This is a genomic window from Micromonospora sp. GCM10011541 (assembly GCF_042650725.1).
Lineage (GTDB): Bacteria > Actinomycetota > Actinomycetes > Mycobacteriales > Micromonosporaceae > Micromonospora > Micromonospora sicca.
The window spans coordinates 1-23,772 of the sequence record NZ_JBHSBP010000021.1; the positions used below are offsets into that span (position 1 = coordinate 1).

General features: G+C 71.2%; 27 protein-coding genes, 3 tRNA genes, 3 pseudogenes and 1 riboswitch. Of the genes and pseudogenes, 15 read left to right on the forward strand and 18 right to left on the reverse strand.

All coding sequences use genetic code 11. The features are described 5' to 3' along the window. Nucleotides 1-608 precede the first annotated feature (608 nt). The 5 genes and pseudogenes from ACFOYX_RS09035 to ACFOYX_RS09055 all read left to right on the forward strand — a co-directional run bounded on the left by ACFOYX_RS09035 (nt 609) and on the right by ACFOYX_RS09055 (nt 3,498). Complete coding sequence (locus ACFOYX_RS09035; protein WP_322475160.1) at nt 609-1,139, forward strand: GNAT family protein; 531 nt, start codon at nt 609-611, stop codon at nt 1,137-1,139. Between the two features lie 111 nt (nt 1,140-1,250). Further along, on the forward strand, nt 1,251-1,622 hold the full coding sequence (locus tag ACFOYX_RS09040) for a VOC family protein (protein ID WP_322443537.1): 372 nt from the start codon (nt 1,251-1,253) through the stop codon (nt 1,620-1,622). Between the two features lie 173 nt (nt 1,623-1,795). Beyond that, nucleotides 1,796-1,972 (forward strand): annotated as a pseudogene (locus ACFOYX_RS09045) (IS1380 family transposase); the annotation flags it as partial. Between the two features lie 60 nt (nt 1,973-2,032). Then, a complete protein-coding gene (locus tag ACFOYX_RS09050; protein ID WP_322443536.1) occupies nt 2,033-2,623 on the forward strand; it encodes a carboxymuconolactone decarboxylase family protein in 591 nt (196 codons plus the stop codon). Next, the gene (locus ACFOYX_RS09055) at nt 2,620-3,498 is read left to right on the forward strand and encodes an RNA polymerase sigma-70 factor (RefSeq protein ID WP_322443533.1); all 879 of its coding nucleotides are present in this window, start codon (nt 2,620-2,622) and stop codon (nt 3,496-3,498) included. The genes ACFOYX_RS09050 and ACFOYX_RS09055 overlap by 4 nt, the downstream gene beginning before the upstream one ends. Nucleotides 3,499-3,659: 161 nt before the next feature. On the opposite strand, the gene ACFOYX_RS09060 is transcribed toward ACFOYX_RS09055, so the two are convergent. Then, nucleotides 3,660-4,244 (reverse strand): isoprenylcysteine carboxylmethyltransferase family protein, encoded by a 585-nt coding sequence (locus tag ACFOYX_RS09060; protein WP_322443532.1) that lies wholly within the window; start codon nt 4,242-4,244, stop codon nt 3,660-3,662. Between the two features lie 259 nt (nt 4,245-4,503). On the opposite strand from ACFOYX_RS09060, the gene ACFOYX_RS09065 reads away from it, so the two are divergent. Further along, the gene (locus tag ACFOYX_RS09065; protein ID WP_322443531.1) at nt 4,504-4,926 is read left to right on the forward strand and encodes a DUF6896 domain-containing protein; all 423 of its coding nucleotides are present in this window, start codon (nt 4,504-4,506) and stop codon (nt 4,924-4,926) included. A gap of 135 nt (nt 4,927-5,061) precedes the next feature. Here ACFOYX_RS09065 and ACFOYX_RS09070 read toward each other — a convergent pair whose 3' ends face one another. Next, on the reverse strand, nt 5,062-5,925 hold the full coding sequence (locus ACFOYX_RS09070; protein ID WP_322443530.1) for a hypothetical protein: 864 nt from the start codon (nt 5,923-5,925) through the stop codon (nt 5,062-5,064). 140 nt (nt 5,926-6,065) lie between these two features. Continuing rightward, on the reverse strand, nt 6,066-6,698 hold the full coding sequence (locus tag ACFOYX_RS09075) for a hypothetical protein (protein WP_322443529.1): 633 nt from the start codon (nt 6,696-6,698) through the stop codon (nt 6,066-6,068). A 391-nt stretch (nt 6,699-7,089) separates the two neighbouring features. Here ACFOYX_RS09075 and ACFOYX_RS09080 point away from each other — a divergent pair, with 391 nt between their 5' ends. The 5 genes from ACFOYX_RS09080 to ACFOYX_RS09100 all read left to right on the forward strand — a co-directional run bounded on the left by ACFOYX_RS09080 (nt 7,090) and on the right by ACFOYX_RS09100 (nt 10,249). Beyond that, nucleotides 7,090-7,251, forward strand: coding sequence for a hypothetical protein (locus ACFOYX_RS09080; RefSeq protein WP_322443528.1), 162 nt, complete (start codon nt 7,090-7,092; stop codon nt 7,249-7,251). Continuing rightward, nucleotides 7,251-8,225 (forward strand): hypothetical protein, encoded by a 975-nt coding sequence (locus tag ACFOYX_RS09085; RefSeq protein ID WP_322443527.1) that lies wholly within the window; start codon nt 7,251-7,253, stop codon nt 8,223-8,225. Before ACFOYX_RS09080 ends, ACFOYX_RS09085 begins: the two co-directional genes overlap by 1 nt. Before the next feature lie 147 nt (nt 8,226-8,372). Next, a complete protein-coding gene (locus ACFOYX_RS09090) occupies nt 8,373-8,882 on the forward strand; it encodes a hypothetical protein (protein WP_322443526.1) in 510 nt (169 codons plus the stop codon). 298 nt (nt 8,883-9,180) lie between these two features. Continuing rightward, on the forward strand, nt 9,181-9,837 hold the full coding sequence (locus tag ACFOYX_RS09095; protein ID WP_322443525.1) for a hypothetical protein: 657 nt from the start codon (nt 9,181-9,183) through the stop codon (nt 9,835-9,837). A 127-nt stretch (nt 9,838-9,964) separates the two neighbouring features. Beyond that, nucleotides 9,965-10,249 (forward strand): hypothetical protein, encoded by a 285-nt coding sequence (locus tag ACFOYX_RS09100; protein ID WP_322443523.1) that lies wholly within the window; start codon nt 9,965-9,967, stop codon nt 10,247-10,249. A gap of 79 nt (nt 10,250-10,328) precedes the next feature. On the opposite strand, the gene ACFOYX_RS09105 is transcribed toward ACFOYX_RS09100, so the two are convergent. The 8 genes from ACFOYX_RS09105 to ACFOYX_RS09140 form a co-directional block, all read right to left on the reverse strand. Continuing rightward, nucleotides 10,329-10,402 (reverse strand) — tRNA-Phe (locus ACFOYX_RS09105). Nucleotides 10,403-10,506: 104 nt separating this feature from the next. Then, nucleotides 10,507-10,580, reverse strand: a tRNA-Asp gene (locus ACFOYX_RS09110). Nucleotides 10,581-10,612: 32 nt separating this feature from the next. After that, a tRNA-Glu gene (locus ACFOYX_RS09115) sits at nt 10,613-10,685 on the reverse strand. A 155-nt stretch (nt 10,686-10,840) separates the two neighbouring features. Beyond that, nucleotides 10,841-11,635, reverse strand: a complete 795-nt coding sequence (locus ACFOYX_RS09120) for a polysaccharide deacetylase family protein (RefSeq protein ID WP_322443522.1) — start codon at nt 11,633-11,635, stop codon at nt 10,841-10,843. A 76-nt stretch (nt 11,636-11,711) separates the two neighbouring features. Then, complete coding sequence (locus ACFOYX_RS09125) at nt 11,712-12,659, reverse strand: MerR family transcriptional regulator (protein WP_322443520.1); 948 nt, start codon at nt 12,657-12,659, stop codon at nt 11,712-11,714. Next, nucleotides 12,649-13,269 (reverse strand): isopentenyl-diphosphate Delta-isomerase, encoded by a 621-nt coding sequence (gene idi, locus ACFOYX_RS09130; protein ID WP_322443519.1) that lies wholly within the window; start codon nt 13,267-13,269, stop codon nt 12,649-12,651. Before idi ends, ACFOYX_RS09125 begins: the two co-directional genes overlap by 11 nt. 58 nt (nt 13,270-13,327) lie before the next feature. Continuing rightward, on the reverse strand, nt 13,328-14,809 hold the full coding sequence (gene crtI, locus ACFOYX_RS09135) for a phytoene desaturase family protein (protein WP_322443518.1): 1,482 nt from the start codon (nt 14,807-14,809) through the stop codon (nt 13,328-13,330). A 28-nt stretch (nt 14,810-14,837) separates the two neighbouring features. Next, nucleotides 14,838-15,992, reverse strand: coding sequence for a polyprenyl synthetase family protein (locus tag ACFOYX_RS09140; RefSeq protein WP_322443517.1), 1,155 nt, complete (start codon nt 15,990-15,992; stop codon nt 14,838-14,840). 65 nt (nt 15,993-16,057) lie between these two features. Here ACFOYX_RS09140 and ACFOYX_RS09145 point away from each other — a divergent pair, with 65 nt between their 5' ends. Then, entirely contained in the window at nt 16,058-16,984 is a 927-nt protein-coding gene (locus tag ACFOYX_RS09145) for a phytoene/squalene synthase family protein (RefSeq protein WP_322443516.1), read from the forward strand. Between the two features lie 21 nt (nt 16,985-17,005). On the opposite strand, the gene ACFOYX_RS09150 is transcribed toward ACFOYX_RS09145, so the two are convergent. Next, on the reverse strand, nt 17,006-18,055 hold the full coding sequence (locus ACFOYX_RS09150; RefSeq protein WP_322443515.1) for a serine hydrolase domain-containing protein: 1,050 nt from the start codon (nt 18,053-18,055) through the stop codon (nt 17,006-17,008). A gap of 91 nt (nt 18,056-18,146) precedes the next feature. Here ACFOYX_RS09150 and ACFOYX_RS09155 point away from each other — a divergent pair, with 91 nt between their 5' ends. Then, nucleotides 18,147-19,634, forward strand: coding sequence for an NAD(P)/FAD-dependent oxidoreductase (locus ACFOYX_RS09155; RefSeq protein ID WP_322443514.1), 1,488 nt, complete (start codon nt 18,147-18,149; stop codon nt 19,632-19,634). Between the two features lie 8 nt (nt 19,635-19,642). Here the strand turns inward: ACFOYX_RS09155 and ACFOYX_RS09160 are convergent, their stop codons facing one another. From ACFOYX_RS09160 to ACFOYX_RS09180, 5 genes and pseudogenes are all read right to left on the reverse strand, one after another. Beyond that, nucleotides 19,643-20,407 carry a crotonase/enoyl-CoA hydratase family protein gene (locus ACFOYX_RS09160; protein WP_322443513.1) on the reverse strand — a complete coding sequence of 255 codons (765 nt, stop codon included), beginning with the start codon at nt 20,405-20,407 and terminating at the stop codon, nt 19,643-19,645. 135 nt (nt 20,408-20,542) lie between these two features. Continuing rightward, nucleotides 20,543-20,734 carry a DUF397 domain-containing protein gene (locus tag ACFOYX_RS09165; protein ID WP_322443512.1) on the reverse strand — a complete coding sequence of 64 codons (192 nt, stop codon included), beginning with the start codon at nt 20,732-20,734 and terminating at the stop codon, nt 20,543-20,545. Next, nucleotides 20,725-20,805, reverse strand: a pseudogene (locus tag ACFOYX_RS09170) (XRE family transcriptional regulator); the annotation flags it as partial. The gene ACFOYX_RS09165 and the pseudogene ACFOYX_RS09170, both read right to left, overlap by 10 nt. Before the next feature lie 124 nt (nt 20,806-20,929). Continuing rightward, complete coding sequence (locus ACFOYX_RS09175) at nt 20,930-21,121, reverse strand: DUF397 domain-containing protein (protein ID WP_322443511.1); 192 nt, start codon at nt 21,119-21,121, stop codon at nt 20,930-20,932. Then, nucleotides 21,112-21,879, reverse strand: a pseudogene (locus ACFOYX_RS09180) (DUF5753 domain-containing protein). Before ACFOYX_RS09180 ends, ACFOYX_RS09175 begins: the two are co-directional and overlap by 10 nt. 201 nt (nt 21,880-22,080) lie before the next feature. Between ACFOYX_RS09180 and ACFOYX_RS09185 the strand changes: the two are divergent. Beyond that, complete coding sequence (locus tag ACFOYX_RS09185) at nt 22,081-22,281, forward strand: hypothetical protein (RefSeq protein WP_322443510.1); 201 nt, start codon at nt 22,081-22,083, stop codon at nt 22,279-22,281. Between the two features lie 26 nt (nt 22,282-22,307). Further along, nucleotides 22,308-22,526 (forward strand): flavin reductase, encoded by a 219-nt coding sequence (locus ACFOYX_RS09190; RefSeq protein ID WP_255544662.1) that lies wholly within the window; start codon nt 22,308-22,310, stop codon nt 22,524-22,526. Between the two features lie 31 nt (nt 22,527-22,557). On the opposite strand, the gene ACFOYX_RS09195 is transcribed toward ACFOYX_RS09190, so the two are convergent. Continuing rightward, a complete protein-coding gene (locus ACFOYX_RS09195; protein ID WP_322443509.1) occupies nt 22,558-23,457 on the reverse strand; it encodes an EamA family transporter in 900 nt (299 codons plus the stop codon). 93 nt (nt 23,458-23,550) lie between these two features. After that, nucleotides 23,551-23,750, forward strand: a riboswitch (cobalamin riboswitch). The last annotated feature ends 22 nt before the right edge of the window (nt 23,751-23,772 follow it).

Below are 23,772 nucleotides of genomic sequence, written 5' to 3' on the forward strand. Positions count from 1 at the left end.
GCTCTCCACCTCACCCATTTCGAATACCGATACCTACCGGATTCTTGTTGAGATCACGTCATTAGCCGTGGCCATCAAGGTTGTCGTTTCCTTGGGATCCCAAACGACTTCAGACCCACCACGGTCATCGACCTGGGAGGCATCGGGCTCGCTCGGACGCTGAGCCGGTGGCAGACCCGGGTAGGGCAGCGTCAGGAGTTGGACGCGGCGCAGGTGCCTCGCCTCGGTGTGACTTGAGAGCGATCATGTCAACTGTCACCCGAGGCCGCCGTGTAAAGCATCAACCGGCGCAGGACAACGCCGGCAGCCGGCAACGCCGGCAGCCGGCAGCCGGTTGTCGTACTCCGCTTGATCCGTTACACGGTGACTCCAGTTGACGGCTTACACGGGCCTTGAGCATGCCGGACACGGACCGTGACGCCGGCCGTCCACAACGCTGGTGTCCCAGGCACCCGCTTCTGCCGATGAGCGAGCACGTCGTTCCGCCCGCCCGCCGAGAAAACCCATTGCGAGTGGCCAGCACCGGCCGTGTGGTTGATCGGGCACCAATACAGGAGGGAACATGACGCTCGCTGCCCACCCCCACGCTGCACACCACTCGCCTTAGACTGCGTCCCTTCGACGACGCGGATGCGAACGACCTCTTCGCACTGCACAGCAGCGCCTACGTGCTGCGCTACTGGGACGCGCCGCCGTGGAGCGAACGCGTGCGCGCCGAGCGGTTCATCACGGCTTGCCGGCAGATGGCAGAGGGGGGCACCGGGGCGCGGCCGGCCGTGGATCGTGTCTCCGACGGGGCGTTCATCGGCTGGTGCAGCCTGAACCGGTGGAATCCGGACTACCGCAGCGCATCGCTGGGCTACTGCTTCGATGATGCAGCGTGGGGCCACGGCTACGCGACGGAGGCCGCGCACGTTTTGCTGCGGTGGGCATTCGACACGCTGGACCTGAATCGCGTCCAGGCTGAGACGGATACACGCAACGAGGCATCTGCCCGCGTGCTGGAGAAGCTCGGGTTCGTGCGTGAAGGGACGTTGCGGGAAGACTGCATCGTGAACGGCGAGGTCTCTGACTCGTGGGTCTACGGACTGATCAGGCGGGAGTGGCGGCCCTCGGCCGAGCCGGTGATCGCCCGCTGAGTCCTCGCTCCCTCGCGCGACGTCACCCGGCATCCGGGTGCTTCGCTTGCGCCGGAAGCGGCCATACTGACCGTGCTGGCCCCGGGCCTGACCACGAAGGAGGTGGCCGCTATGTCGTTTGGACGGCTCCACCATCTGATCGTCGACTGCCCGGATCCGATGGTCGAGGCGCGGTTCTGGAGCGAAGTCCTCGGCGACCCGATCACCTACGCGGACGAGGACTTCGTCGTTGTGTCGGCCAGCACGTCGGCGTCCGGGCTGGCGTTCCAGCGCGCCGCCGACCTGACGCCGCCGACGTGGCCGGAGCCAGCAGTGCCGCAGCAGATGCACCTCGACGTGATGGTTGACGACCAGGCCGCGGCGGGCGCGGCAGTGCTCGCGCTGGGCGCGCGGCGGTTGCCCGGCGATCACGTTTACGCCGATCCGGCCGGCCACCCGTTCTGCCTGATCAGACGCCCTACCTGGGCGCCGCCTGTGAACTGAAGCTCAGCCCTGGCTGATGCTCAGGACCGGCGCGGCTCAACTCGGCAACCACTTGATCATCCGGCCGACCGGCAACTGCGAAGCCGGCCGGTCTCGGAATCCTCGGCTTGATCCGGTGCGCACATCTGCCGCGTTCCGCTCGCCCGTACGGAAGATCATTCCGCTGCGCCCCGGCCGCGGCACTCAAGTCGGGCGCGGACGTCTCGGTCACCGTGCGCTTGGGCGCCAAGGTCAAGACCGCGATCTCCTCGATCCCCGAGGACGCCTGGACCACGATGGACACCGACGCCGTCTACGACGAACAGACCAGCCGTTTCTCCCGCTCGATGTCACATCCGCGGCCCGGCCGGTGTCTCCATGGCGTGACGACCTACCAACCCGTAGGCACAGCCACCGACACAGGAGGAGACATGGAGCACACGACCCGCATCCCCCCGGCCGAGATCACCGGCGTCAAGGGAGCGCTGATCAAGCGGATGATCGAGAAGAAAATGGGCAAGGTGCCGACGGCGGTGGGCGTCTACTGGCACAACCCCAAGGTGCTGTTCGCCAGCTTCGGCCTCGGCGGCAAGCTGCAGAAGTGGGACGCCTGCGACGAGAACCTGAAGTCGTTCGCCCACATGGCGGTCGCGTCGCTAGTCGGCTGCACATGGTGCCTGGACTTCAACTACTTCGAGACCCGCAACAAGGGGCTCGACGTGGAGAAGGCGCGCGAGATCCCGCGGTGGCGGGAGGCGGACGTCTTCACCCCGCTGGAGCGGGACGTCCTGGAGTACGCCGAGGCGATGAGCCAGACACCGCCGACCGTGACCGACGAGCTGGTGGACCGGCTGCACGCCGTGCTGGGACCTCCCGCCGTGGTCGAGCTCACCTCGGTGATCGCATTCGCGAACATGAGCACGCGTGGCAACGTGGCGCTCGGCATCGAGTCCGACGGCTTCGCCGCCGCGTGCGGCTTAAGGCCGCTGGCCGAGCGACCGGGAGTAGCGTCCGCGTCATGAGCGAGGACCCCTTCGTCGCCCACCGCAGCCTGCTGTTCACCGTCGCCTACGAGATGCTCGGCTCGGTCGCCGACGCCGAGGACGTGGTGCAGGAGACCTGGCTGCGGTGGGCAGCCTTGGTCGACGCCGAGCGCTGCGAGGTCCGGGACCCCCGGGCGTACCTCGTGCGGATCGTGACCCGGCTCTGCCTCAACCGGCTGCGCACGCTCGCGCGGCAGCGCGAGGAGTACGTGGGCGAGTGGCTGCCCGAGCCCGTGCTGACCAGCCCGGACGTTGCCGAGGACGTCGAGCTTGCGGAGAGCGTGTCGATCGCCATGCTGGCGGTACTCGAGACGCTGCTACCGACGGAGCGCGCGGTCTTCGTGCTCCGCGAGGTCTTCGACGTGCCGTACGACGAGATCGCCGAGGCGCTGGACAAGTCGCCGGCGGCGGTGCGCCAGATCGCGACGCGGGCCCGCAAGCACGTGGCGGCGCGCCGGCCGCGGATGTCGGTAAGCCGCACCGAGCAGGAGCAGGTGGTCGAGCGGTTCCTCGCAGCGCTGACCACCGGCGACGTGCCCGGACTGCTCAAGGTGCTGGCTCCCGACGTGCTCGTCGTGGGCGACGGCGGCGGCCTGGCCCCGACAATCCCGAAGCCGGTCCGCGGGGCCGAGAAGCTCGCCCCGGTGATGGCCCGCTTCGCCGAGGTCGCGCCCGGCGCCAGGGCTTTCATCGTCGACCTCAACGGCGGCATCGCGGCGCGCATCGACCCCGGCGGCGAGAACGACACGGCCGTGTCGTTCGTCATCGAGGACGGCCGGGTCACCCAAATCTACGCGATCCGCAACCCGCACAAGCTCGAGCGGCTGGGCGAGGTGGCCGAGCTTCGACGGTGAGTCCAGGCTTACGCGTGCTCGCATCTGCCGCAGACGGCGCGTTGCGGAGCGTGACCGCCGGCGTCCCGAGGGACGTCCGGACGTGCCGATGAGAGAACGCGTCATCCCGCCGCGCTAAGTCAAGTTGATATTGCGAGGTTGTTTGCGACCGACTCCGGAAGTCACCAGACGTGGGGAATTAGGCGAGCACGGCTTGCTGCAAAGTCTCGGTAGCGGTTGCCAAGCTCAGCGATCAGGGCGCGCTCCTCGATCCGAAGTCGATAGATGAGAGCGATCGAGATCACGACCACCGCGGCGGCAGTGCTGACCCAGTTCCCCAACATCAGGCCGCACCCGGCGAAGGCGAGCAGCAGGCCTGTGTAACTCGGGTGCCGCAGCACCCGGTACGGACCGCTATCCACGACGGGCTGGTCTTCACTGGTCTTCACTACTACGGTGAAGTACTTCCCTAAGGTCACGAAGGACCACCAACGCAGCAGCAGGCCGAGCCACCCGATCACAACCCCGAGCGCGAACAGCCACGGGCCGCCGATCGTGGCGCCGGGTGTGACCGCTCGTCCGGCAGGTAGCAGCAGGATTCCACCGAAGAACATCGCCCGGAACAGTATCTCCGCGCGCAGATTGATACGGGTCGCGCCGTGCCGTACGCGGAGCGCCTGCGAAACCTCGCCCACCGCGAAGGCGCCGACGCTCGCGTCTAGGACGATGCGAGCCCAGGCCGAGTGTTCTCCATACGGCGCGAGCACACGGGGATTATCGCCTGGCCCCCGAGGTGGCGGCTATACACACCCCCGCGCCAGCGGGCGTACGCGAAGCCGGTCGCCCGGTGCAGGAATACCACGCTCTCATGCCGCCGACACGGGCGTCACGGTCCGTGACGGGACGTGCGGTGTCACTCGTTGCGCAGTCTTGCCGACATGCGGATGTCCGGTGACCCTGCGGGGCTGATCACACCTATGGGCAGGACGCTCATACTGGGGCACATGGCCCGGGATGCTTCGTCGGTTGACGCCGTTCGGCGCTTCGCCGCTGCCCTGCACGATTTACGTGGTCGGCTACTCGCCGATTTGTTCCCCATCGCAGACATCGCGGATCTTCTGGCAGCGGTCCGCTCACCGGGAGCTGTCCTGGGAGGGCCTCACCCGCAGCGGGATCGAGTACACCGTCCACGGCGCGGGGTGCCGGATAATCAGCTCCGACGGCAGGGAGGTCGACGTCGACCTGGTCACCGATCCCTTGCTCGGGCGCGAGGTTGAAGCATTCGACGCCTGGCGAATCCGCTGGTTCCTCAACGAAGCCGCCGATGACGGCTACAGCCATGACGACATCATCGCGGCCTGTACCCACCTCGCCAGCGAGGGTCACCTACGCGAGGTGATTGGAGGCCGCTGGTTCACGCTGCCTGACGCTCCAGGCGGCCCAGCATGAGTCGCCCACACGCAGCAACCCACCCGCCGTCCGTCTTGAAGCAACGCACCTCGCAGAGGTATCCGGATCTGTCGATGAGAGTGCGTCGAGCCGAGGCCGAATGACTTCGGCGTGTGGCTGGTTGCTTGGACACGCTCAATGTCCTAATCGCGCTGTGATCGCGATCAGGACGATAGCTGCGGCCGACAGTATTCCGGCCCCGACCGCGAGAGCGATCATGCCGACCCGGCTGGTGGTGACAACCGCGTCATCGGTGTGAGTGGTGGGCGGTACCTCGCCCAGCATCGCGACGATCCGTTCGACCGTGCGCACCTGGCAGCGGCCATTGGTACGGTACTGACCCCCACGCAGGTCCCACAGCGGTGAGTCGACCCGGAAGTACACGTGGTCGCCATTGGTCAAGTCGAGACGGACCTCGACACCGCGGCGGGAGAACTGACCGAGCAGGTGACGGGGCACGCTGATCCGGTGCAGCGCTGTGTCGATGTGCAGGTGCCGGGGTGTCATGACGAACCGGGCCGCCGGCCCGGCCAGGTAGCAGCCAGCGGCACAGGCGGCCGCCAGCACCAGTTCGAGCAGGCTGCCCAGGCGGGGTTGGGTGTCCCAGTTAACGAGAGCGGCCAAGACGAGCCCACCACCAGTGATAGCCATCATCAGATAGGCGATTCCGCTGCGGCGGTGCACCGAGCATGACCGCGCCTCGACGTGGTGTACCGCCGCGGACGGTGCTGGTACCGGTGGAAGAGACGAGTTGCGGTAGCGCAACGCACTTGCTGAGCTGATCCGCCCGGCAACCGCCACGATCAGGGCGACCGCGCCGAACGTTGCTGGGAGTCCGTATCCCGCGTCCCCACGGGCCACCTCGGCCGGGGTGCGGGTCGCCCACAACACCACCGCAACACCCAACAGCGCGAGCCCAACACCCGACACGATCAGCGTCAGGCGCCAGGTCCACACCAGCGCGCCGTTGTCGTGCCACTCGACCGACCGCCGACCCACCGCACACTCCCCAAACAGAACCCGGCCACATCGACCGGCGAGGGTCACGATAGAGCTATCAGACAAGGGGCCTGCGGCATGCCGCACAGATCCACCGCGCTCACATGCCGCGACCCCCGCGGTTCCTGGCGTAACGAGGCTCAGCCGGCGGACGAGTGCTCGTGGCACCGGTCGTCGGCGGTGTCCGGCAGCAGGACACACCCGCACACCTGGCACGTTCCCCAGCGGCCATACCAGGATCCCGTGCGCCGGAATCGGGCGGTGGCGGCCCGCCAGGCGGCCAGATCGGCCTCGTCAGTCTCGCCGTCGGCTTCAGCCGGGTACCCGGGCTCGTTGCCTGCCAGGAAACCGGCGACAAAGTAGCGGGCCTCCTCCGACATTGCCCCCATCTCGGCGCGCGAGACGTTGTAGCCCACGCCCTCGTGGGGACACCACGCTGCCATCCGCCCAACGAACGTGTGGCCGTTACCGACGAGGACGTCGCGCCTGCCGCAGGGGGCCTCGAACCACAGCCGCTCGTCGGCCGCTGGCTCATCGAGCGGGACCCGCTCCCAACGCAGCGGCAGGCTTACCTTCGCCACATCGCACGAGGGAGCCGCCTCGCCGGCAGGGGGCCCCGAAGCCACGAGATTGGCCCCCCGCTCGTGGGCGAACGCGATCGCCTCGTCCCGGGCCATCAGCTCCAAACCTGTCCCGCTGTCGAGGTATACCTCGGCAGCCTCGATCGCCTCGTCGAAGCGGAACTCGGCCAGGGACCACATCCTGTCGGGCATGGACGACGATTCTAGATCCACCAAGCTGGCCCCGAGCATCCGCAATTGCCGCGATCCGCGCGGTTGCAGTTGACGGTTGGGCCCCTCCCTGGGCCGTTTTCGGGAGCCCGCTCATCATGAGCGGGCTCCCCGGAGCCTGGCCCGACTCGAACGGTGCTGCCACCCCTGGGTTCAGTGACGCGCGATACCGGCGCCGCGCGTTGGGCAGGCCGGCCTCCAAGCGTAGTGCGCCCGGGCCCAACGCAGGGGTGTCTATGCCGCCGATGCGTGCGGCGTGCCGTTACGCACCGCAGTGCTCTCCGCCGTGGCTCAGCATGCGGAGCTGTCGAGAACGGTGCACGTCATCACGGCATGGGTAGGCATACATGCTGGCCACCGTAGAGTCGCCGGGGTGAAGCTGATGATCGTTGGTCACCTCTCCGGCGGCGCCATGCCGCTCGCCGTACATGCGGCGGGCGGCGTCGGCCTGTTGCTATCTGCTGTCGATACGGGCATCCGGCGAGAGCGAGGCCTCTACTTCCCGCTGGCTCGCGGAATGCGGACGACGCCGTAATGCCGGTTGACTGGGATCGGCTCGGGCACGCGTACGGCCAGGCGACCGACACCCCGACGCATTTGGACGCGCTGGAGTTCGGCGACGCCGAGGCCCGAGCCGCCGCGCTGGACCACCTCGACATCGCGGTGCTGCACCAGGGTTTCCCCGAGACGGCGACCGCGCCGGCCATCCGGGCCGTGACCGCGCTGCTCGCCGAAGGGCGGGCCCACCCGGACACCGTCGAACCGCTCCTGGAGTTCCTCGGCGACGCGGCCCTGAGCGTGACCCACCTCGCTGACGATCGCTACTTCGCCGAGATACTGCCGGACCTCGCCGACGCCGTGGCACAGGCGTACCCGGTGGTGCTTTCGCTGCTCGTGGCATCCCCGCCGGACCGGGCCCTGTTCTGCGCGGAGAATCTCGTGGCGATCGCGCAGATGCCGTCCCTGGCGGACCGGCGGGAGGAACTGGCGGTCCTCATCCTGGAGTGGTCGGAGCGAGGGGCCGGGCTGCAGGCGGAGTGGATGGGCTGCCTCGGCCAGCTCGGTGTCGACCTCCGCGACCGGGTCACCGATCCGGACCCGGGGGTCCGGCTCCAGGCCGCGCTGGCACACAAGGACGATCCGCAGAGCCGGGAGCTGATCTTGGAAGCGCTGGCGGAACCGCCGCCGCCGGGCCTGCACCAGTTCGAGCTCGTCGCCGCAGCGATCCGAGTCGCCGCCGACTTCAACGAGATCGCCGCGGCTGCGTGCCAGGTGGCCAGTCGGGACAGTTGGGCAGGCTTCGACGACGGCTGGGGCGCGTTGGTGCGCTTCGCTTTCCCGAAGCCGTACGGGAAGCGTCGGCCATTGACCGATCCGCAGCATGCGCTGCTTCGGGCGCTGGTCGCGAACGACACGCTTTGGGACGCGACAAACGGGAGCTGCGGGCTCGTCTTCAAGCAGGCGGGATTGCCACACAGCCGGAGCGCATGCCGCCGGCTCGCTGGGTGACCGACCGTCAAGATCAGGTATCCGGATCTGCCGCGATCCGCGCGCTACGCAGCGTCACGCCGAGCTGGCCCAGTGGCCTTCCGGACGTGCCGAGATGAGTACGTCCGGCGGGGCAGTGGCGATCTACGGTCTGGGAAACTCCAGGGCGTGGCCGTAACGCAGCAACTGGCACGACTCTCGCCCGGGCAGCTTGCCGCGTGCTGCAGCTCCGTCGAGGAGTTGAACAAGCTCTGTTCGTTCGAGCTCCTTCCCTCGTCGGACTACCTGGACCTCGATTGGGCACCGAATCCGCTTATCCGCGTCTTCGAACTAGCGCAGGTCAGTACGTCGATTGTTGTCGCGCTACAACGCGGGCTCGACGGCGACGCGGAGATCAATCCGGCGTACCGCGACGGCGAAGACACGGTGTGGGAGCATCCGGTGACGGCGCTCGAACCTGACGTCGTTGCTGATGTTGGGACGTTGCTCGGACAGGTCGAGCCGGAGGCAGTGCTGGCCGCCCTGTCGGAGGATGCCACGTCTGCACTGCTGAGCATCGGAATGCATGAGTTCGACGGCCACCCACGGCCGTACCTGCATCGGCATCTCGCCGCGCTGCGCGACTTTTACGCACATGCGGCGCGGCGGCGGCTTGCGGTTGCCCTCTGGTGGGACTGAGTCCACCGCAGCTGCCGCGGTCGGGTCAACGCACCCTCATGCCGCTGACCGGGCGTCTTGACCGGCATCGAGGATCGCTACCCCCGGCGATAACACAGCACGCCGGTTACGCACTGTGACAGCAGAACAGGAGAGATCCGGCCGACTGTCACCCTTCAAGTGAAGCCGATCTGTAACGGATCAAGTGGAACTCGGCAACTGTCCGGTCTCGGGACCTGCGTGACAGATTCGGTATCAGGACCCGGGTGACACTTAGCTTGGGGTGGCCGGGGTCTCGGCGATCAACCACGATGAGCGAATGATCGAGCGGGGAATTGAGCAGCGACCGACGAACGTCGTCCGTCGGCGCGTGATGGCAATCGTGCTCACCGGCCTGGTCGTCGTTGCGGTGCCAGCCGTGTTCGTTGCCCGACGCAATCCATGGCACTACGTACACCTGATGCCGTTCGGCCGCACGCCAGTCGTGGCAACAGTAGTGATCGCCGTGCCGGTGCTGCTCGGCGTCGCGGCGTGGCTTGTTCTGCGGCCAGCGCTGGCGCGGGCGGTGGCTATGGTCGCGACCGTCTTGGCGTTGGTGATGGATTTGAGTTGCTTCCAGTTTTCGACCGCGGCGTCGCTCTTCGGCTTCGGGTCAGACGGCGATACCCAGGTTGTAGCCGTTTCCCCAGGAGGTTCGTTCGAGGTGGTCCTCCTCCAGCCCAGGGACTTCATGACGGGCTTCGCTATCCTGCGGATCCGGTCACGGGCCGGGCTGGGGAGCCGGGAAGCCAACCAGGACCTCGCATGTTTCGCCACGCCGTTCGATCGGGTTGGCCCCGAGGAAACCTTCGGTACCGCTCGATTCCTAAGCGACCACGAGATTGAGGTCCGCACCGAGGCAGGCCAGTCCTGGACGACCTGGTTTGACCCACACACCCTCCTGGCCGTCTCCACCCTCTCCCACGGCTGCCAGTAAGCGGCGATCTAGCCGCACGTGTCACCCAGGTCCCGAGACTGATCTGTCACGGAGGTCCTAAGACCCGACACGCCGACAGCCGGTCGGTCGAACGTGTGTACGACTAGGGTGCTGGGGGTGGAGGTACATGGTCGCTACTGGAACGGTGCGTGGGGTCGCATGGCCCGGCGGGGATATCTGGCTGGTCTCCGACGGTCAGCTCTGGCGGGTCCGTGGCCGCCTCGGTGGTGACGGAGGTCAGGAGGTCCGGGAGATCGCGGGCCACTCCGCGCTGGATGTCACCATGACGATCTACGCGCACACATCGCTAGAGGAGAAGTACCGAGCGCTGGCGAGGCTCGACGAGCGCATCAGCAAGGAGTCGTTGTCGTCAGACTGCCGTCAGCGCGGTGACGAAACGGACATCCGATGACACGTACGGGTCCGCAAAAGCGGAGCGCCGACCGGCGTTTCCGCTGGTCGGCGCTCCTGTAGCCCGGCGAAAGGCTATGTGGCCAGGGGCGGGGTCGAACCGCCGACCTTCCGATTTTCAGTCGGACGCTCGTACCAACTGAGCTACCTGGCCGTGCTGCTCGGCTCATGCTACCCGGCAGGCGGGTTGTCCGCCGGAAGGGTCACACGCTCCGATACGCAGAACGCCGCGCAGCATTCGCGCGGCGTCAGCGCTTGCGGTCCTGACGGGACTTGAACCCGCGACCTCCGCCTTGACAGGGCGGCGAGCACTCCAACTGCTCCACAGGACCTAGCTCTGTTGCATCCGGCCGAAGCCGGACCGTGCCCCCAACGGGATTCGAACCCGTGCTACCGCCTTGAAAGGGCGGCGTCCTGGGCCGCTAGACGATGAGGGCGGCCCCGCCATCATTGCACATTCGCAACTTCAAGCGGACTTGCTCCCATCCGGCCCCGCCGGAGGCTTGGAAAGCATACGTGATGGCCGGGCGGTGGACCAAACCGGTATGGCAGGGGGCACACCGGCGGGTAAAACCGCAGTTCAGGGGCGGTGTCAGCGGAGCCGGGAGATCCCGTACCGGCGGTTCAGGTCGGGGATCAGGTGCTGGCAGGCGGCCAGCGTGGGCCGCCGGTCGCCGCCTCCGTCGTGCATCAGCACGATCGCGCCGGGGCGCACCGCGGACGCCACCCGTTTCGCGATCGTCTTCGCGGTGGGGTGGTCCCAGTCCTGCGGGTCGACGCTCCAGTGCAGCGAGCGCATCCCGAGCTGGCGGGCCACCGCCACCACCTCCGGGGTCCACCGGCCCCCGGGCTGCCGGTAGTACGGGATCTTGGCGTTCGGCACGGCCGCCCGGATCGCCTTGTCGGTGCGGACCAGGTCGGCTCGGATCTCCGCCACCGGTCGCCGCCCGAGGTTGATGTCGTGGTGCCAGCTGTGGTTGCAGAGCTGGTGCCCCTCCCGGGCGATCCGGGCCACCAGCTCCGGGTAGCGCTTCGCCTGGCTGCCGATCAGGCAGAACGTCGCGGTGACGTGGGCGGCCCGCAACTGGTCGAGGAGCCGGGGCGTCCACCGCGGGTCCGGCCCGTCGTCGAAGGTCAGCGCCACGCCCCGGTCGCCGCTGCTGCGGTGCAGACCGGCGGGGAGCGTGGTGGGCAGCGGCCGCAACCGGGGCTTCGGCGGGGTGGTGCGGGTGGGTCGCGGCGAGGCGGTCGGCTTCGACGCCGGCGGGGTGGCGGCGGCCGAGGGCGGCGGGCCGCCGGCCTGGGACGGGTTGCGGGCGGGGTCGGCGCAACCGGCCAGTAACAGGACCAGGCTGAGGCCGAACGCAAGCGCGGAGCGTGGACGCATTGACGCTCCCGAAGAGGGGTCGGGGTACGCGGACGCCCCGACGGTACGGGACGCGGCCCGGGACCGGGAGGGGCGGTCAGTCCGTTGTCGACTGATCCAACGAGTCGCGTACGGCCCGCGCCAGCGAGAGCGCCTCGGTCAGGTCGACCGGGCGGACCACCCCGGCGGGCAGTGCGTCGGCCGGCCAGCCCGGGCCGGCGGCGAGCACCAGCAGGGGCCGGCGGGGCGCCGCGAGGAGGGCGGAGAGCTGGTCGGGGTCGGCGGTGGCCCGGGTGTGCGACCACACCACGACGGCGGCCGGCCCGGTCCGGTTGACCGCCTCGACCAGCGCCGCCACCGGCACCCGGGCACCGAGCATCCGGTAGCCCACCCCGGCCTCGGCCAGGGTTGCGCCCAGCGCCTCCAGCGGCAGGCTGTGCTGCTCCTCGTCGGCGCAGGAGAGCAGGATCCGGGCCGGGCCGGTGACCGGATGCGACCGGGCCGCCGCCGCGAACGCCTCCGAGACGCACCGGGACACCAGGTGCTCCACCTCGATCAGCCCGCCGGTGGCGGCGTGCCGGTCACCGATTCCGACGAGGACCGGGCGCAGCACCCCGTCCCAGGTGGCGACCACTCCGTCGGTGGCGAGGGCGTGCGCGATGGTCTCGCCGATGGCGACCGCGTCCAGCCGCATGGCGGCCCGGGCCAGCCCCCGGGCGACCGGCCCGGCCCGGCCGACCGGGACGGTCATCCCGCCGCCGTCCCGGGCGGCGCCCGGCCGGACCCGCGGCCCGGCGACGTCGAGGACGCTCCCCGGCGGCGTCTGCCGGGCCCAGCGGGCCGCCTCGGCCGGGGCCACCCCCTCGGCGGTGAGCCGTCGCATGATCTCCAGCCGGGCGAGATCGGCCGGCGTGTAGCGCCGGTGGCGCCCCGGTACGTGCTCGCTGGGGCCGAGACCGTAGCGCTGGTGCCAGGTGCGGAGCGTGGTGACCGCGACGCCCAGCCCACGCGCGACGGCCCCCGCGCTCAGCGCCTCATCGGCCACCCGACCGCTCCGACGCCTCATCCGCCGGGACGCCGGGCGGGATCGGGGCGGCGCCGGGGGTGCCCGGCGCGGGGTGCCCGGACTGCCGCAGCCGGTGCACCACCCCGCCCAGCCAGGGCGCGTACGCGCGGGGGTCGACGTCGAGGTCGGCCGCCAGCTCGGCCGGGTCGACCCAGCGCAGCTCGGCCACCTCGTCGGGGTCGGGCAGGGTGGGCAGCTCGGCCGGCACGTCGGCGCGCAGGACGTGGTCGTACTCGAATTCGACGCGGCCGGTGGCCGGGTCCTCGGCGTAGTAGACGTACACCCCGATCTCGGTGAGGGCGACCGGCTCGACCCCCAGCTCCTCGCGGAGCCGGCGGTTGGCGGCCTCGACCAGCGACTGGCCCGGCTGCGGGTGGCCGCAGCAGGAGTTGGCCCAGCGCAGCGGGAACCGGGTCTTGGCGGCGGCCCGGCGCTGGAGCAGCACCCGGCCGGCGGGGTCGACGAGCAGCACCGAGAAGGCGCGGTGCAGCCGGCCGGGGGGCTGGTGGGCGGCGGCGACGGTGGTCTCGCCGACCGGACTCCCGGCGTCGTCGACCAGCTCGACCAGGTGTTCCTCACGGGCGGTCATGGCCGGCACCGCCTTTCGTCCACGACTGCGGGGCTCGGCTCCGCGCTGCTCCTCGCGCTCACCGGGAGCCGCCCGTGATGCGGGAAGCGGCGAGCTTGCCGGAGATGAGGACCATCGGTACGCCCACGCCGGGCTGGGTGCCGGAGCCGACGAAGACCACGTTGTCCAGCGTGCGGTGCAGGTTCGACGGGCGGAACGGGCCGGTCTGGAAGAGGCTGTGCGCGGCGGCGAACGGCGTGCCGGCGGCCATCCCCTGCTCCTCCCACTCGGCGGGGGTGATCGCGCGCAGCACCTCGACGCCGTCGCCGAAGCCGACGTAGCCGCGCTCCTCGAGGGTGTCGACGAGCTGGTCGGCGTAGCGGCGGCTGAGGTCCCCGCGCCAGTCGAACGGCGCCCGGTGGAGGTTCGGCACCGGGGCGAGCACGTAGTAGGTGTGCCGGCCGGCCGGGGCGACCGACGGGTCGGTCCGGCTGGGGTTCGTCACCAGCAGCGACGGGTCGGTCATCAGCTCGCCCCGCCGGATCACCTCGTCGAACGTGCCCCGCCAGGACCGTCCGAAGTGGATGTTGTGGTGGGCGATCTTCGCGTAGCCCTGCCTGGAACCGACGTGCAGCACCACGCAGGAGGGTGAGTAGGTGAGCTTCCGCGCCGGGGTCGGGGGGAGCAGGTCCCGGTAGGCGACCGGCAGGTCCGGGTTGAGCACCACCACGTCGGCAGGGACGAACTCGCCGTCGACGGTCAGCACCCCGGTGGCCCGGCCGTGGGCGGTCTCCACCCGGCTCACCGTGGTGCCGTACCGGATCTGCACGCCGTGCTTCTCGGCCGCGCCGGCCATCCCCCGGGAGAGCGCGTGGATGCCGCCGCGCGGGAAGCACACCCCGGCCACCGAGTCGAGGTACGCGATGACCGCGTAGATGGCCAGCGCGTCGTGCGGCGCCAGGCCGGCGTACATCGCCTGGAAGGAGAAGATCCGCTGGGTACGCAGGTCCTGGAAGAACTGGTTGATCTTCGTCTGGAGTCGCCGGAACGCCCCGCCGGCCACCAGCTTCAGCAGGTTCCCGGTGAGCAGGTCGGTCGGCGCGTCCAGGTTGCGCTCGATGAAGTCGTTCCGTTCCAGCTCCCACAGGCGGCGCGCGTAGTCGACGAAACGCAGGTAGCCGTCGGCCTCCCGGGCGCCGCAGACCCGCGAGATCTCGGCCGCCATCCGGGTGGTGTCGGTGATGACGTCCAGCGTCGAGCCGTCCGGGTAGTACGCCCGGTAGGCCGGGTCGAGCGGGGTCAGGTCGAGCCAGTCGGACAGCTCCTCGCCGACCGCGCCCAGCGCCTCGGCGATCAGCCCGGGCATGGTGAGCACGGTCGGGCCGGTGTCGAACTCGTACCCGTCGACGCTGAGCCGGCCGGCCCGGCCGCCGGGCACCGGCTCGCGTTCCAGGACGGTCACCTGCCGGCCGGTTCCGGCCAGGTGCAGCGCGCACGCCAGCCCACCCAGGCCCGCGCCCACGACCACCACCCGGTCGGTACGTCCGTTCACGGTCCGCACGTGACCACCTCCTTCACAGAGTCGCCCCTCATGCCCGCCGCGTGGTGGCCGCGGTGGCGAGGCCCGTCAGCGCGGTGCGGGCGGTCTCGTCGATCGACGCGGTGTCCAGCGCGGTCAGCGCCTCGGCCACCCGGTCGGAGATCATCCGCTCGACCCGGACGGCCGCCCCGGTGTCGGCGACCACCTCGGCCAGCCGGGCCACCTCGCCTGCCCCGGTGACCGAGCCGGCCCGGTCCAGCGCCCGGCGCTGGGTCGGGTCGGCGAGCTGCCGGGCCAGCATGAGCAGCGCGGTGGGCTTGCCGGTGCGCAGGTCGTCGCCGGCCGGCTTGCCGGTGGTGGCCGGGTCACCGTAGACCCCGAGCAGGTCGTCGCGAAGCTGGAACGCCTCGCCGACGGCCAGGCCGTAGCGGGCGTACGCGGCGATCAGCGGCGCGTCGGTGGCGACGCCGGCCAGGCAGGCGCCGAAGCGCAGCGGTTGCTGCACGGTGTAGCTGGCCGTCTTGTAGCGGGCCACCCGCAGCGCCCGGTCCACCGACCAGTTCGCCGCGTCGTTCTCACCGAGCACGTCGAGGTACTGCCCGGCGACGGTCTCGATCCGCATCTGGTCGTAGCAGCGCCGGACGTCGAGCAGCCGGCTGGGCGGCACGGTGGCGTGCGCCAGCAGCCGGTCGGCCCAGACCATGCAGAGGTCGCCGATGAGCACGGCCACCGCGGCGCCGAACCGGTCCGGGTCGCCCGCGTGGCCGGCGGCCCGGTGCCGGGCGGCGGCGGCCCGGTGCGCGGTGGGCAGGCCGCGTCGGGTGTCGGAGGCGTCCATCACGTCGTCGTGCACCAGCGCGAACGTGTGCAGCAGCTCCAGCGCGGCGAGCGCCGGCAGCACCGACGGCAGCGACTCGTCGTCGCCGACCGCCCCGCGCCACCCCCAGTAGGCGAAGGTCGAGCGGACCCGCTTTCCACCGGCCAGCACGCAGTCGCGGGCCGCCGCGGCGAAGCCACCCATCGCCGCGTCGATCTCGGTGAGCGAGTCGACCTCGGCGGCCAGGAACGCCGCGAGCGTGTCGTCGACCCCCTTGATCAGGTCCTTGGTGAACGCGGCCAGCACGTCGCGGACCGGATCGTCCGTCGCTCCCGGCTGTGCCTGCGCGACGCGGAGGGCGTCGGCGGCAACTGCGTCGTTGGCCATGTCGGCGAGCGTACCCTAGGGTTACGAGTTGCGTCGATTGCTGCGTCGGATTTCGAGGAGGGCCGGTGGACACGGATCTCACCGCTGCCTACGCCCGCTGCCAGGAGCTGCACAAACGCCACGGGCGCACCTACTATCTCGCCACCCGTCTCCTCCCGGCTTGGAAACGGCGGCATGTGCACGCCCTGTACGGATTCACGCGGTACGCCGACGAGATCGTGGACCGGACCGAAGACCTGCCGATGGCCGAGCGCGCCGCCCGGCTGGACGAGTGGTCCGCGCGCTTCGTCGTCGGGCTGCGCGGCGAGCCGGTCGACGACCCGCTCCTCCCCGCCGTGCTGCACACCATCGCCGTCTTCGACCTGGACCGGGCCGACTTCGCGTCGTTTCTCAACAGCATGGCGATGGACCTGACGGTCATGTCGTACCCGAGCTACGACGATCTGCTCGACTACATGGAGGGGTCGGCCGCTGTCATCGGCACCATGATGCTGCCGATCCTCGGCAGCAGCGCCCCGGCGGCCGCCCGCGAGCCGGCCCGGCAACTCGGCGTCGCCTTCCAGCTCACCAACTTCATCCGGGACGTCGCCGAGGACCTGGACCGCGGCCGGACGTACCTGCCCGACGAGGACCTGGCCAGGTTCGACGTCACCCGGGACGACCTGTTCGCGGCGAAGGCGCTGGGCCGCGCCACGCCGAGGATCCGGGAGCTGATCGAGTACGAGGTGACCCGCGCGCAGGCCCACTACGCGGCCGCCGCACCGGGCATCACGCTGCTCGCCCCCGCCTCGCAGGCCTGCATGCGGACCGCGTACGCGCTGTACGGCGGGATCCTCGACGAGGTGGCCGCCCAGGACTACGACGTCTTCGCGCGGCGCGCCGTGGTACCCCGGCGGCAGCGGCTGGCGGTGGCCGCGCGGGCCCTGCTCGCCCCGACCGGTGCGCCGGTGGTGATCCCCGGGCCGGCCCGGACCCCGGTCGCCGTGGGCTGAACCCGGGCGCCGGGTGGACGGTCAGAGGCAGGAGTGCAGCGCCTCCACCAGGTCGTCCACCCGGTCGTGCTCGGCGAGTCGGGAGGTGGCGTACGCGAAGGTGTAGCCGCGCTCGGGATCGGCCCAGGCGCTGCTGCCGCCGATCCCGCCCATGCCCCAGCTGCCGTCGGGCTCCCACTGCATGCCCAGCGTCCAGGACGCCCGCCGGTCCAGCACCAGGTCCGGGCCGTCGTACTGGACCCGGGTCGCCTCGGCGACCAGCTCGGGGCTGAACAGGCGTACTCCGTCCAGGGTGCCGCCGGCCAGCAGGCCCGCGTACAGGCGGGCCAGGGCGGCGGCGGTGGCGTGCAGGTTGACCGCCGGCACCTCCGCGCCCCGCCACAGCGGGCTGTTCACCACCGCCAGGTCCAGGCCGCCGGCCGGGTTGCCCAGCGCCCGGGCGCGCAGCGACCCCGGCTCGCCCAGCATCCGGGTCGGCCACCCCGGATCGGCGTACGTCAGGTCGGCGCACCGCCGCTGGTCCGCCGGACCGAGCCCGAAGCCCAGGTCGAGGCGCCACGGTGCGGCGATCTCCTCGGCCAGGAACCGGCCCACCGACCGGCCGTCCACCCGGCGGACCAGCTCGCCCACCAGGTGCCCGTACGTCCAGGCGTGCTCGCCCGCGACGGTGCCCGGCGCCCAGTCCGGCTCGGCGGCGGCCAGGTCGGCGCAGAGCAGTGCCCAGTCGGCGACCGCCTCCGCCGGCCTGGGAACCGGGAACGCCGGCAGCCCGGCGGTGTGGCTGAGCACCTGCCGGACCGTCGCCGGGGTGCGGAACTCCGGCCAGTGCGCGGCCACCGGGTCGTCGAGGTCGACCCGCCTCCGGTCGACCAGCATCAGCAGGCACAGCGCGGCCACCGGCTTGCCGACCGAGTAGACGTTCACCAGGGTGTCCGGCCGCCAGGCCGGCCCGCCCAGCAGGTCGACCGCCGGGGCGCCGTCGTACCAGACGGTCAGCGCGGCGCCGGTCTCCCGGCCGCCGGCGAACAGGTCGTGGAAGCAGTCCCGGACCGGGGCGAAGCGTGGGTGCATCCGGCCACCGTAGGGGGTCGGAGGTGTTACGAGCGCGGGAATTCCGGTGGGTGCGGTGGCCGACCCTTCGCCGGTGCGGAATGCTGGCGGGATGGCGGAGCCGGAACTGGTGGACGTGGTCGTCGTCGGGCTCGGGGTCGGCGGCGAGGAGGTGGCCGGGCGACTCGCCGAGGCCGGTCTCACCGTCGTCGGGATCGAGCGGGACCTGGTCGGCGGGGAGTGCCCCTACTGGGGTTGCATCCCGAGCAAGATGATGATCCGGGCGGCGAACGCCCTCGCCGAGGCGCGCCGGGTCAACGAGCTCGCCGGCGCGGCGCAGGTCCAGCCTGACTGGGCGCCGGTGGCGAAGCGGATCCGGGAGGAGGCCACCGACACCTGGGACGACAAGGTGGCGGTGGACCGCTTCGTCGTCAAGGGCGGCCGGTTCGTCCGGGGCAGCGGCCGGCTCGACGGGCCCGGCCGGGTCCGCGTGGGCGATCAGGTGTTCCAGGCCCGGTACGGGGTCGTGCTCGGCACCGGCACCCGTCCCTCGATCCCGCCGATCGACGGGCTGGCCGACACGCCGTACTGGACGAACCACCAGGCCATCGAGGTGGAGGAGCTGCCGGAGTCGCTGCTCATCCTGGGCGGCGGCGCGATCGGGCTGGAGCTCGCCCAGGTCTTCGCCCGGTTCGGCGTGCGGGTGACCGTGGTCGAGGCGGCGGACCGGGTCCTCGCGGTCGAGGAGCCGGAGGCGTCGGAGGTGGCCGCGGCGGCGCTGCGCGCCGACGGGGTGATCATCGCCACCGGGGTGAGGGCGGAGCGGGTCAGCCACGACGGGCAGAGCTTCACCGTGCACGGGGGCGGCGGCGCGGAGTTCACGGCCGACCGGCTGCTGGTGGTGACCGGCCGCAGGGCGCACCTGGAGGAGTTGGGCTTGGAGACCGTGGACGTCGACGCGTCCCAGCGCTACCTGCCGGTGGACGAGCGGATGCACGCGGCCGACGGCATCTGGGCGGTCGGCGACCTGACCGGTGAGGGCGCGTTCACCCACATCGCCATGTACCAGGCGGGCATCGTCGTCGCTGACGTCCTGGACCACATGCGGCGCACCAAGGGCGGCCCGGACCCCAGCGGCACCGCCAGCGTGGTCGGCGGCGCGGCCGGGGTGGCCAGCGCGGTCGGCGGCGCGATGAGCGCTGGCGGGGCGACCGCCGCGCCGGGCAGCATCCCGCGCGCCGACTACCGGGCACTGCCCCGGGTCACCTTCACCGACCCTGAGGTCGGCGCGGTCGGGCTCACCGAGAAGCAGGCCCGTGAGCGCGGCATCAACGTTCAGGTCGGGTACACGGACCTCACGTCGTCCACCCGCGGCTGGATCCACAAGGCCGGCAACGAGGGCTTCATCAAGCTGATCGCCGACGCCGACCAGGGCGTGCTGATCGGCGCGACCTCGGTCGGCCCGGCCGGCGGCGAGGTGCTGTCGGGGCTGGTGGTGGCGGTGCACGCGGCGGTGCCCGTCAGCCAGCTCCGGCACATGATCTATGCGTACCCGACCTTCCACCGCGCCATCGAGGACGCCCTCCGCCAGTTGAAGTGACGCCCGGTCTAGTCCGGCGTTTCGCCGTGCCGGCCGGCGCCGGCGGTGAACCGGGCGGCGCCGCGCATCGCGTCGGTGATCAGGGACTCCATGCCGAAGGCCAGTTCGGTGGCCATCGCCTCCGGCTCCGGCAGGCCGGCGTTGGCGAGCAGCGCGGCCCGGTCGTTGCGCAGGCAGGTCTGCGGGTGCCGGGCGATCTCGGCGGCCAGCCGCTCGGCCTCCGCCCGGGCGTCACCCGGCGCGACCAGCCGGTTCACCAGGCCCATCGCGTACGCCTCCTCGGCGGGGACCGGCCGGCCGGTGAGGATCAGGTCCATCGCCCGGCTCTCCCCGATCAGCCGGGGCAGCCGCACCGTGCCGCCGTCGATCAGCGGGACGCCCCACCGCCGGCAGAAGACCCCGAGCACCGCGTCGGACTCGGCGATCCGCAGGTCGCACCAGAGCGCCAGCTCCAGCCCGCCGGCCACGGCGTACCCGGAGATCGCGGCGAGCACCGGCTTGGACAGGCGCATCCGGGTGGGGCCCATCGGACCGTCACCTTCCGGCTCGACCCGGTTGCCGCTCGGCGTACCGATGGCTTTCAGGTCGGCGCCGGAGCAGAACGTGCCGCCGGCACCCCAGAGCACGGCGACCGCCGCATCCGGGTCCGCCTCGAAGGCGCGGAACGCGTCGGCGAGCGCCCGGGCGGTGGGTCCGTCGACGGCGTTCCGGGCCGCCGGCCGGTCCAGGATCACTGTGGTCACCGGCCCGTCGTGCTCCACGCGTACGCCCATCGGGTCAGCATGCCCGCCGACGACGCCGGCACGCCAGGTTTCCGCCGCGCCGTGCTGCCCCTTCAACGGGTCAGGTCAAGGCCCGCGTTCGCTACGAAGCTGATGACGTGAACGAATCGCGGGTGTCGGCCAGCCTCAGGAGCGCTCGCGCATCTCGGCGACGAATGCCCGCCAGGCGGCCGGGGTGAAGGTGAGGGCCGGGCCGGTCGGGTTCTTCGAGTCGCGGACCGCGACCAGGCCGGGGAGGTTGTCGGCGACCTCGACACAGTTGCCGCCGTTGCCGCTGCTGCGGCTGCTCTTGCGCCACCGGGCGCCCGTCAGCTCCATGTCTCCGCCACTTCCCTGATGAGGTCGACCGACTGCCAGTGGGACAACGCCTCGCCGCGCACGTTCTCCCACGGGGCCGGTGAGAACAGCTCTGGCATAGGCATCGGCCTGCAGAAGGCCGGCCGACAGGTCCGGTCAAGGCCCGCGCTCGCTATGAAGCTGATGACGTGAACGAATCGCGGGTGTCGGCCAGCCTCAGGAGCGCTCGCGCATCTCGGCGACGAATGCCCGCCAGGCGGCCGGGGTGAAGGTGAGGGCCGGGCCGGTCGGGTTCTTCGAGTCGCGGACCGCGACCAGGCCGGGGAGGTTGTCGGCGACCTCGACGCAGTCGCCTCCGTTGTTGCCGCTCTTCGTACTCTTGCGCCACCGAGCGCCGGTCAGGTCCATGATCGCGCCGCTTCCCTCAGCAGATCCAGGGACTGTCTTCCGGGAAGAGCCTCTCCCCGGATGCGTTCCCACCGCCGATCGAGCGTAGCAATGTCGACCGCCTGCTCCAGAATTTGCGCCTGCGCCTAACTGTCGACGTGCGCGACCCTGCCGCCGTCGCTCAGTTCAGCGATGGTGAAGGGTCCGCCGAGGCCCGAGTACATCCCGACATCGAGCGGCACGATGTGGATCTGAACCGATGGCAGTTCCGCGTACCGGGCCAGATACTCGCACTGGGCGCGCATCAACTCGCGGTCGTCAAGTGCGGTCCGGCGGAGAACTGACTCGTCGACGACCGCGATCAGCAAGGGCGGGCGTTCGCGGCGCAGGACCGCCTGCCGGTCCATTCTGGCCGAGACGAGTTCGTCGACCTCGCCGGGAGTCAGCGCCTCGCCGGCCAGGGTGGCTCGCGCGTAGGCCGCGGTCTGCAGCAGGCCGGGAACCCACGCGAGCTGATAGGCCCGGAGTGCGACAGCCTCCCGCTCGATGTCGGCCCACGGTCGGAACCATGCCGGTTCCCGGCGCTTCAAGACGTCCGGCCAAAGGTCCTTTACGTCCCTTCCCAGGATCGTCGCCACCTGTGACCGGTGCCTTGGTTGCGGTATGCGTCCCGGATTCACCCAACGCTGCGCGGTTTTGGGGTCGACACCGACCTGACCTGCAAGGGATTCCGCAGTCTCGCCGGCCTCGGTCATCGCTGCGATGAGGCCATGGTTCATACCGTCTCCCGCTCGGACGTTCTGAACATCTGCCGACCATATCGGAACGCAGTGTGTTGGTCCCACTACCGAAATGGAGAGTGTTCCGCAGGACGGCGCGGCCGGTGGAGGCGAGGAGCCCGGCGGTCGGCGTCAGCGCCGGGGCCGCCCCGCCAACGACGTCGGGGCGGCCCCCTCGAACCACTTCGAAGGGAGCCATCCGTGCGTTTCCGGTTCTGGCGACACCAGCCCGAGAGGTCGATCCAGGTACCTCGGCAGCGGACGCCGCTGAACGAGTGGCCGAACTGGGCGACCCGGCCCACCCAGGTCTTCCCGGCGACCGATCCGGGCCGAGCGGGCAACCTGACTCCGGCGCAGCGCTGGCGGGCCGGCGGATGGCGGCGCGACGGCGGCGGGAGGTGAGCCGCCCGTCCCGTCAGCACCTGCCGATGCGTCCGCTGTGGCGGTGCCGGGCCTGCGGCGCGGAGTGGCCCTGCCAGCCGGCCCGACTGTCCCTGCTGGTCGAGTACCGCGAGGACCGGATCGCGCTGCTGGTCTACCTGGGCACCCTGATGGCCGAGGCGAGCGCGCAGTTGTCCCAGCTCAACGGCCACGCCGCGCCGGAGAATCTGGCCGAGCGGTTCCTGTCCTGGGCGCGCGCCCGGTGACTGGGTCGGGCGCGGCGGGCCGGGGTGGGGGTCAGGTGCGACGGGCCAGGGTGGCGCCGAGGGCGGCGCCCACCACGCAGCCCACCCCGAGCAGTTGCGGCCAGGCCAGCAGCTCACCCAGGAGCAGCGCGCCGACCAGCGCCGCCACCGCCGGTTCCAGGCTGAGCAGCACCGCGAAGACCCGGGCCGGCAGCCGGCGCAGGGCTGCCAGCTCCGCCGAGTACGGCAGCACCGACGACAGCAGCGCCACCCCGAGCCCGAGCGCGAGGACCCGGGGGTCGAGCAGCTCCGCGCCGCCCGACGCCACCCCGAAGGGGAGTACGCAGAGCGCGCCCACCGCCATCCCCGCCGCCAGCCCCCGGGTGCCCGGGACGTGTCCACTCATCGCCTTGCCGAGCAGCACGTACCCGGCCCAGCCGACCGCGATCAGCGCGCAGAGCAGCAGGCCGACGGCGTCCACCCCGACCCCGCCGAGCCCGGCCAGCAGCAGCACGCCCGAGCTGGCCAGCGCCGCCCAGAGCACGTCGGTGAACCGGCGGCTGCCCAGCAGCGACACCAGCAGCGGACCGGCGAAGCCGACGGTGACCGCCACCCCGAGCGGCACCCGCTGCAGGGCGGCGTAGAAGGCGAGGTTCATCGCGGCCATGGCCACCCCGAACGCCCCGACCAGCCCGGCCGCCCGCCAGCCCAGCCGCAGCCCCGGCCGGCCGGCCGCGAGCAGGACCAGTGCGCCGAGGCCGAGCCGCAGGGCGGTGGTGCCCCCCGGGCTGGTCGCCGTGAAGAGCTGCTTGGCGACCGCCGCGCCGACCTGCGTGGAGACCATTCCGAGCAGCATCAGCAGCGGCGGCGGTACGGCCTCGGGGCGGCCGAGCGCCGCGGTGAGCCGGGCGGCCGGGTGGACCGGCAGGGGGCGGGAGGCATGCGCGTACACCCGGAACACGATGGCGGTGCGGCGGTGCGGCCGCGACCGGATTTCCCGCTCCCCGGGCCGGTCCTGCCGCCCGGGGCGGGCGCTAGCATCGGCGGCGGCACGATCATGTGAGGTGCCCCGCGCGAGCGGGGAGAATCGGGAAGCCGGTGGAAATCCGGCACGGGCCCGCCGCGGTGACCGGGGAGCCACCGTCCACGCGCGTCACGCGCAGCCACTGGCCGTACGGCTGGGAAGGCGGACGGCCAGGCGTCGATCCGGGAGTCCGAAGACCGGCCTCGCGTCAGCCTGCCCGCCCCTTTCGGGCCGGGCCGAGCG

Bases quoted from the DNA above. Each gene is read 5' to 3' on its own strand.
- idi (WP_322443519.1), bottom strand. From the start codon at position 13,269: ATGACCGCCCGTGAGGAACACCTGGTCGAGCTGGTCGACGACGCCGGG.
- ACFOYX_RS09095 (WP_322443525.1), top strand. From the start codon at position 9,181: ATGATCGAGCGGGGAATTGAGCAGCGACCGACGAACGTCGTCCGTCGG.
- ACFOYX_RS09100 (WP_322443523.1), top strand. From the start codon at position 9,965: ATGGTCGCTACTGGAACGGTGCGTGGGGTCGCATGGCCCGGCGGGGAT.
- ACFOYX_RS09050 (WP_322443536.1), top strand. From the start codon at position 2,033: ATGGAGCACACGACCCGCATCCCCCCGGCCGAGATCACCGGCGTCAAG.
- ACFOYX_RS09140 (WP_322443517.1), bottom strand. From the start codon at position 15,992: ATGGCCAACGACGCAGTTGCCGCCGACGCCCTCCGCGTCGCGCAGGCA.
- ACFOYX_RS09165 (WP_322443512.1), bottom strand. From the start codon at position 20,734: ATGGAGCTGACGGGCGCCCGGTGGCGCAAGAGCAGCCGCAGCAGCGGC.
- ACFOYX_RS09075 (WP_322443529.1), bottom strand. From the start codon at position 6,698: ATGCCCGACAGGATGTGGTCCCTGGCCGAGTTCCGCTTCGACGAGGCG.
- ACFOYX_RS09120 (WP_322443522.1), bottom strand. From the start codon at position 11,635: ATGCGTCCACGCTCCGCGCTTGCGTTCGGCCTCAGCCTGGTCCTGTTA.
- ACFOYX_RS09160 (WP_322443513.1), bottom strand. From the start codon at position 20,407: ATGGGCGTACGCGTGGAGCACGACGGGCCGGTGACCACAGTGATCCTG.
- ACFOYX_RS09190 (WP_255544662.1), top strand. From the start codon at position 22,308: ATGCGTCCGCTGTGGCGGTGCCGGGCCTGCGGCGCGGAGTGGCCCTGC.
- ACFOYX_RS09085 (WP_322443527.1), top strand. From the start codon at position 7,251: ATGCCGGTTGACTGGGATCGGCTCGGGCACGCGTACGGCCAGGCGACC.
- ACFOYX_RS09040 (WP_322443537.1), top strand. From the start codon at position 1,251: ATGTCGTTTGGACGGCTCCACCATCTGATCGTCGACTGCCCGGATCCG.
- ACFOYX_RS09150 (WP_322443515.1), bottom strand. From the start codon at position 18,055: ATGCACCCACGCTTCGCCCCGGTCCGGGACTGCTTCCACGACCTGTTC.
- ACFOYX_RS09175 (WP_322443511.1), bottom strand. From the start codon at position 21,121: ATGGACCTGACCGGCGCTCGGTGGCGCAAGAGTACGAAGAGCGGCAAC.
- ACFOYX_RS09155 (WP_322443514.1), top strand. From the start codon at position 18,147: ATGGCGGAGCCGGAACTGGTGGACGTGGTCGTCGTCGGGCTCGGGGTC.
- ACFOYX_RS09055 (WP_322443533.1), top strand. From the start codon at position 2,620: ATGAGCGAGGACCCCTTCGTCGCCCACCGCAGCCTGCTGTTCACCGTC.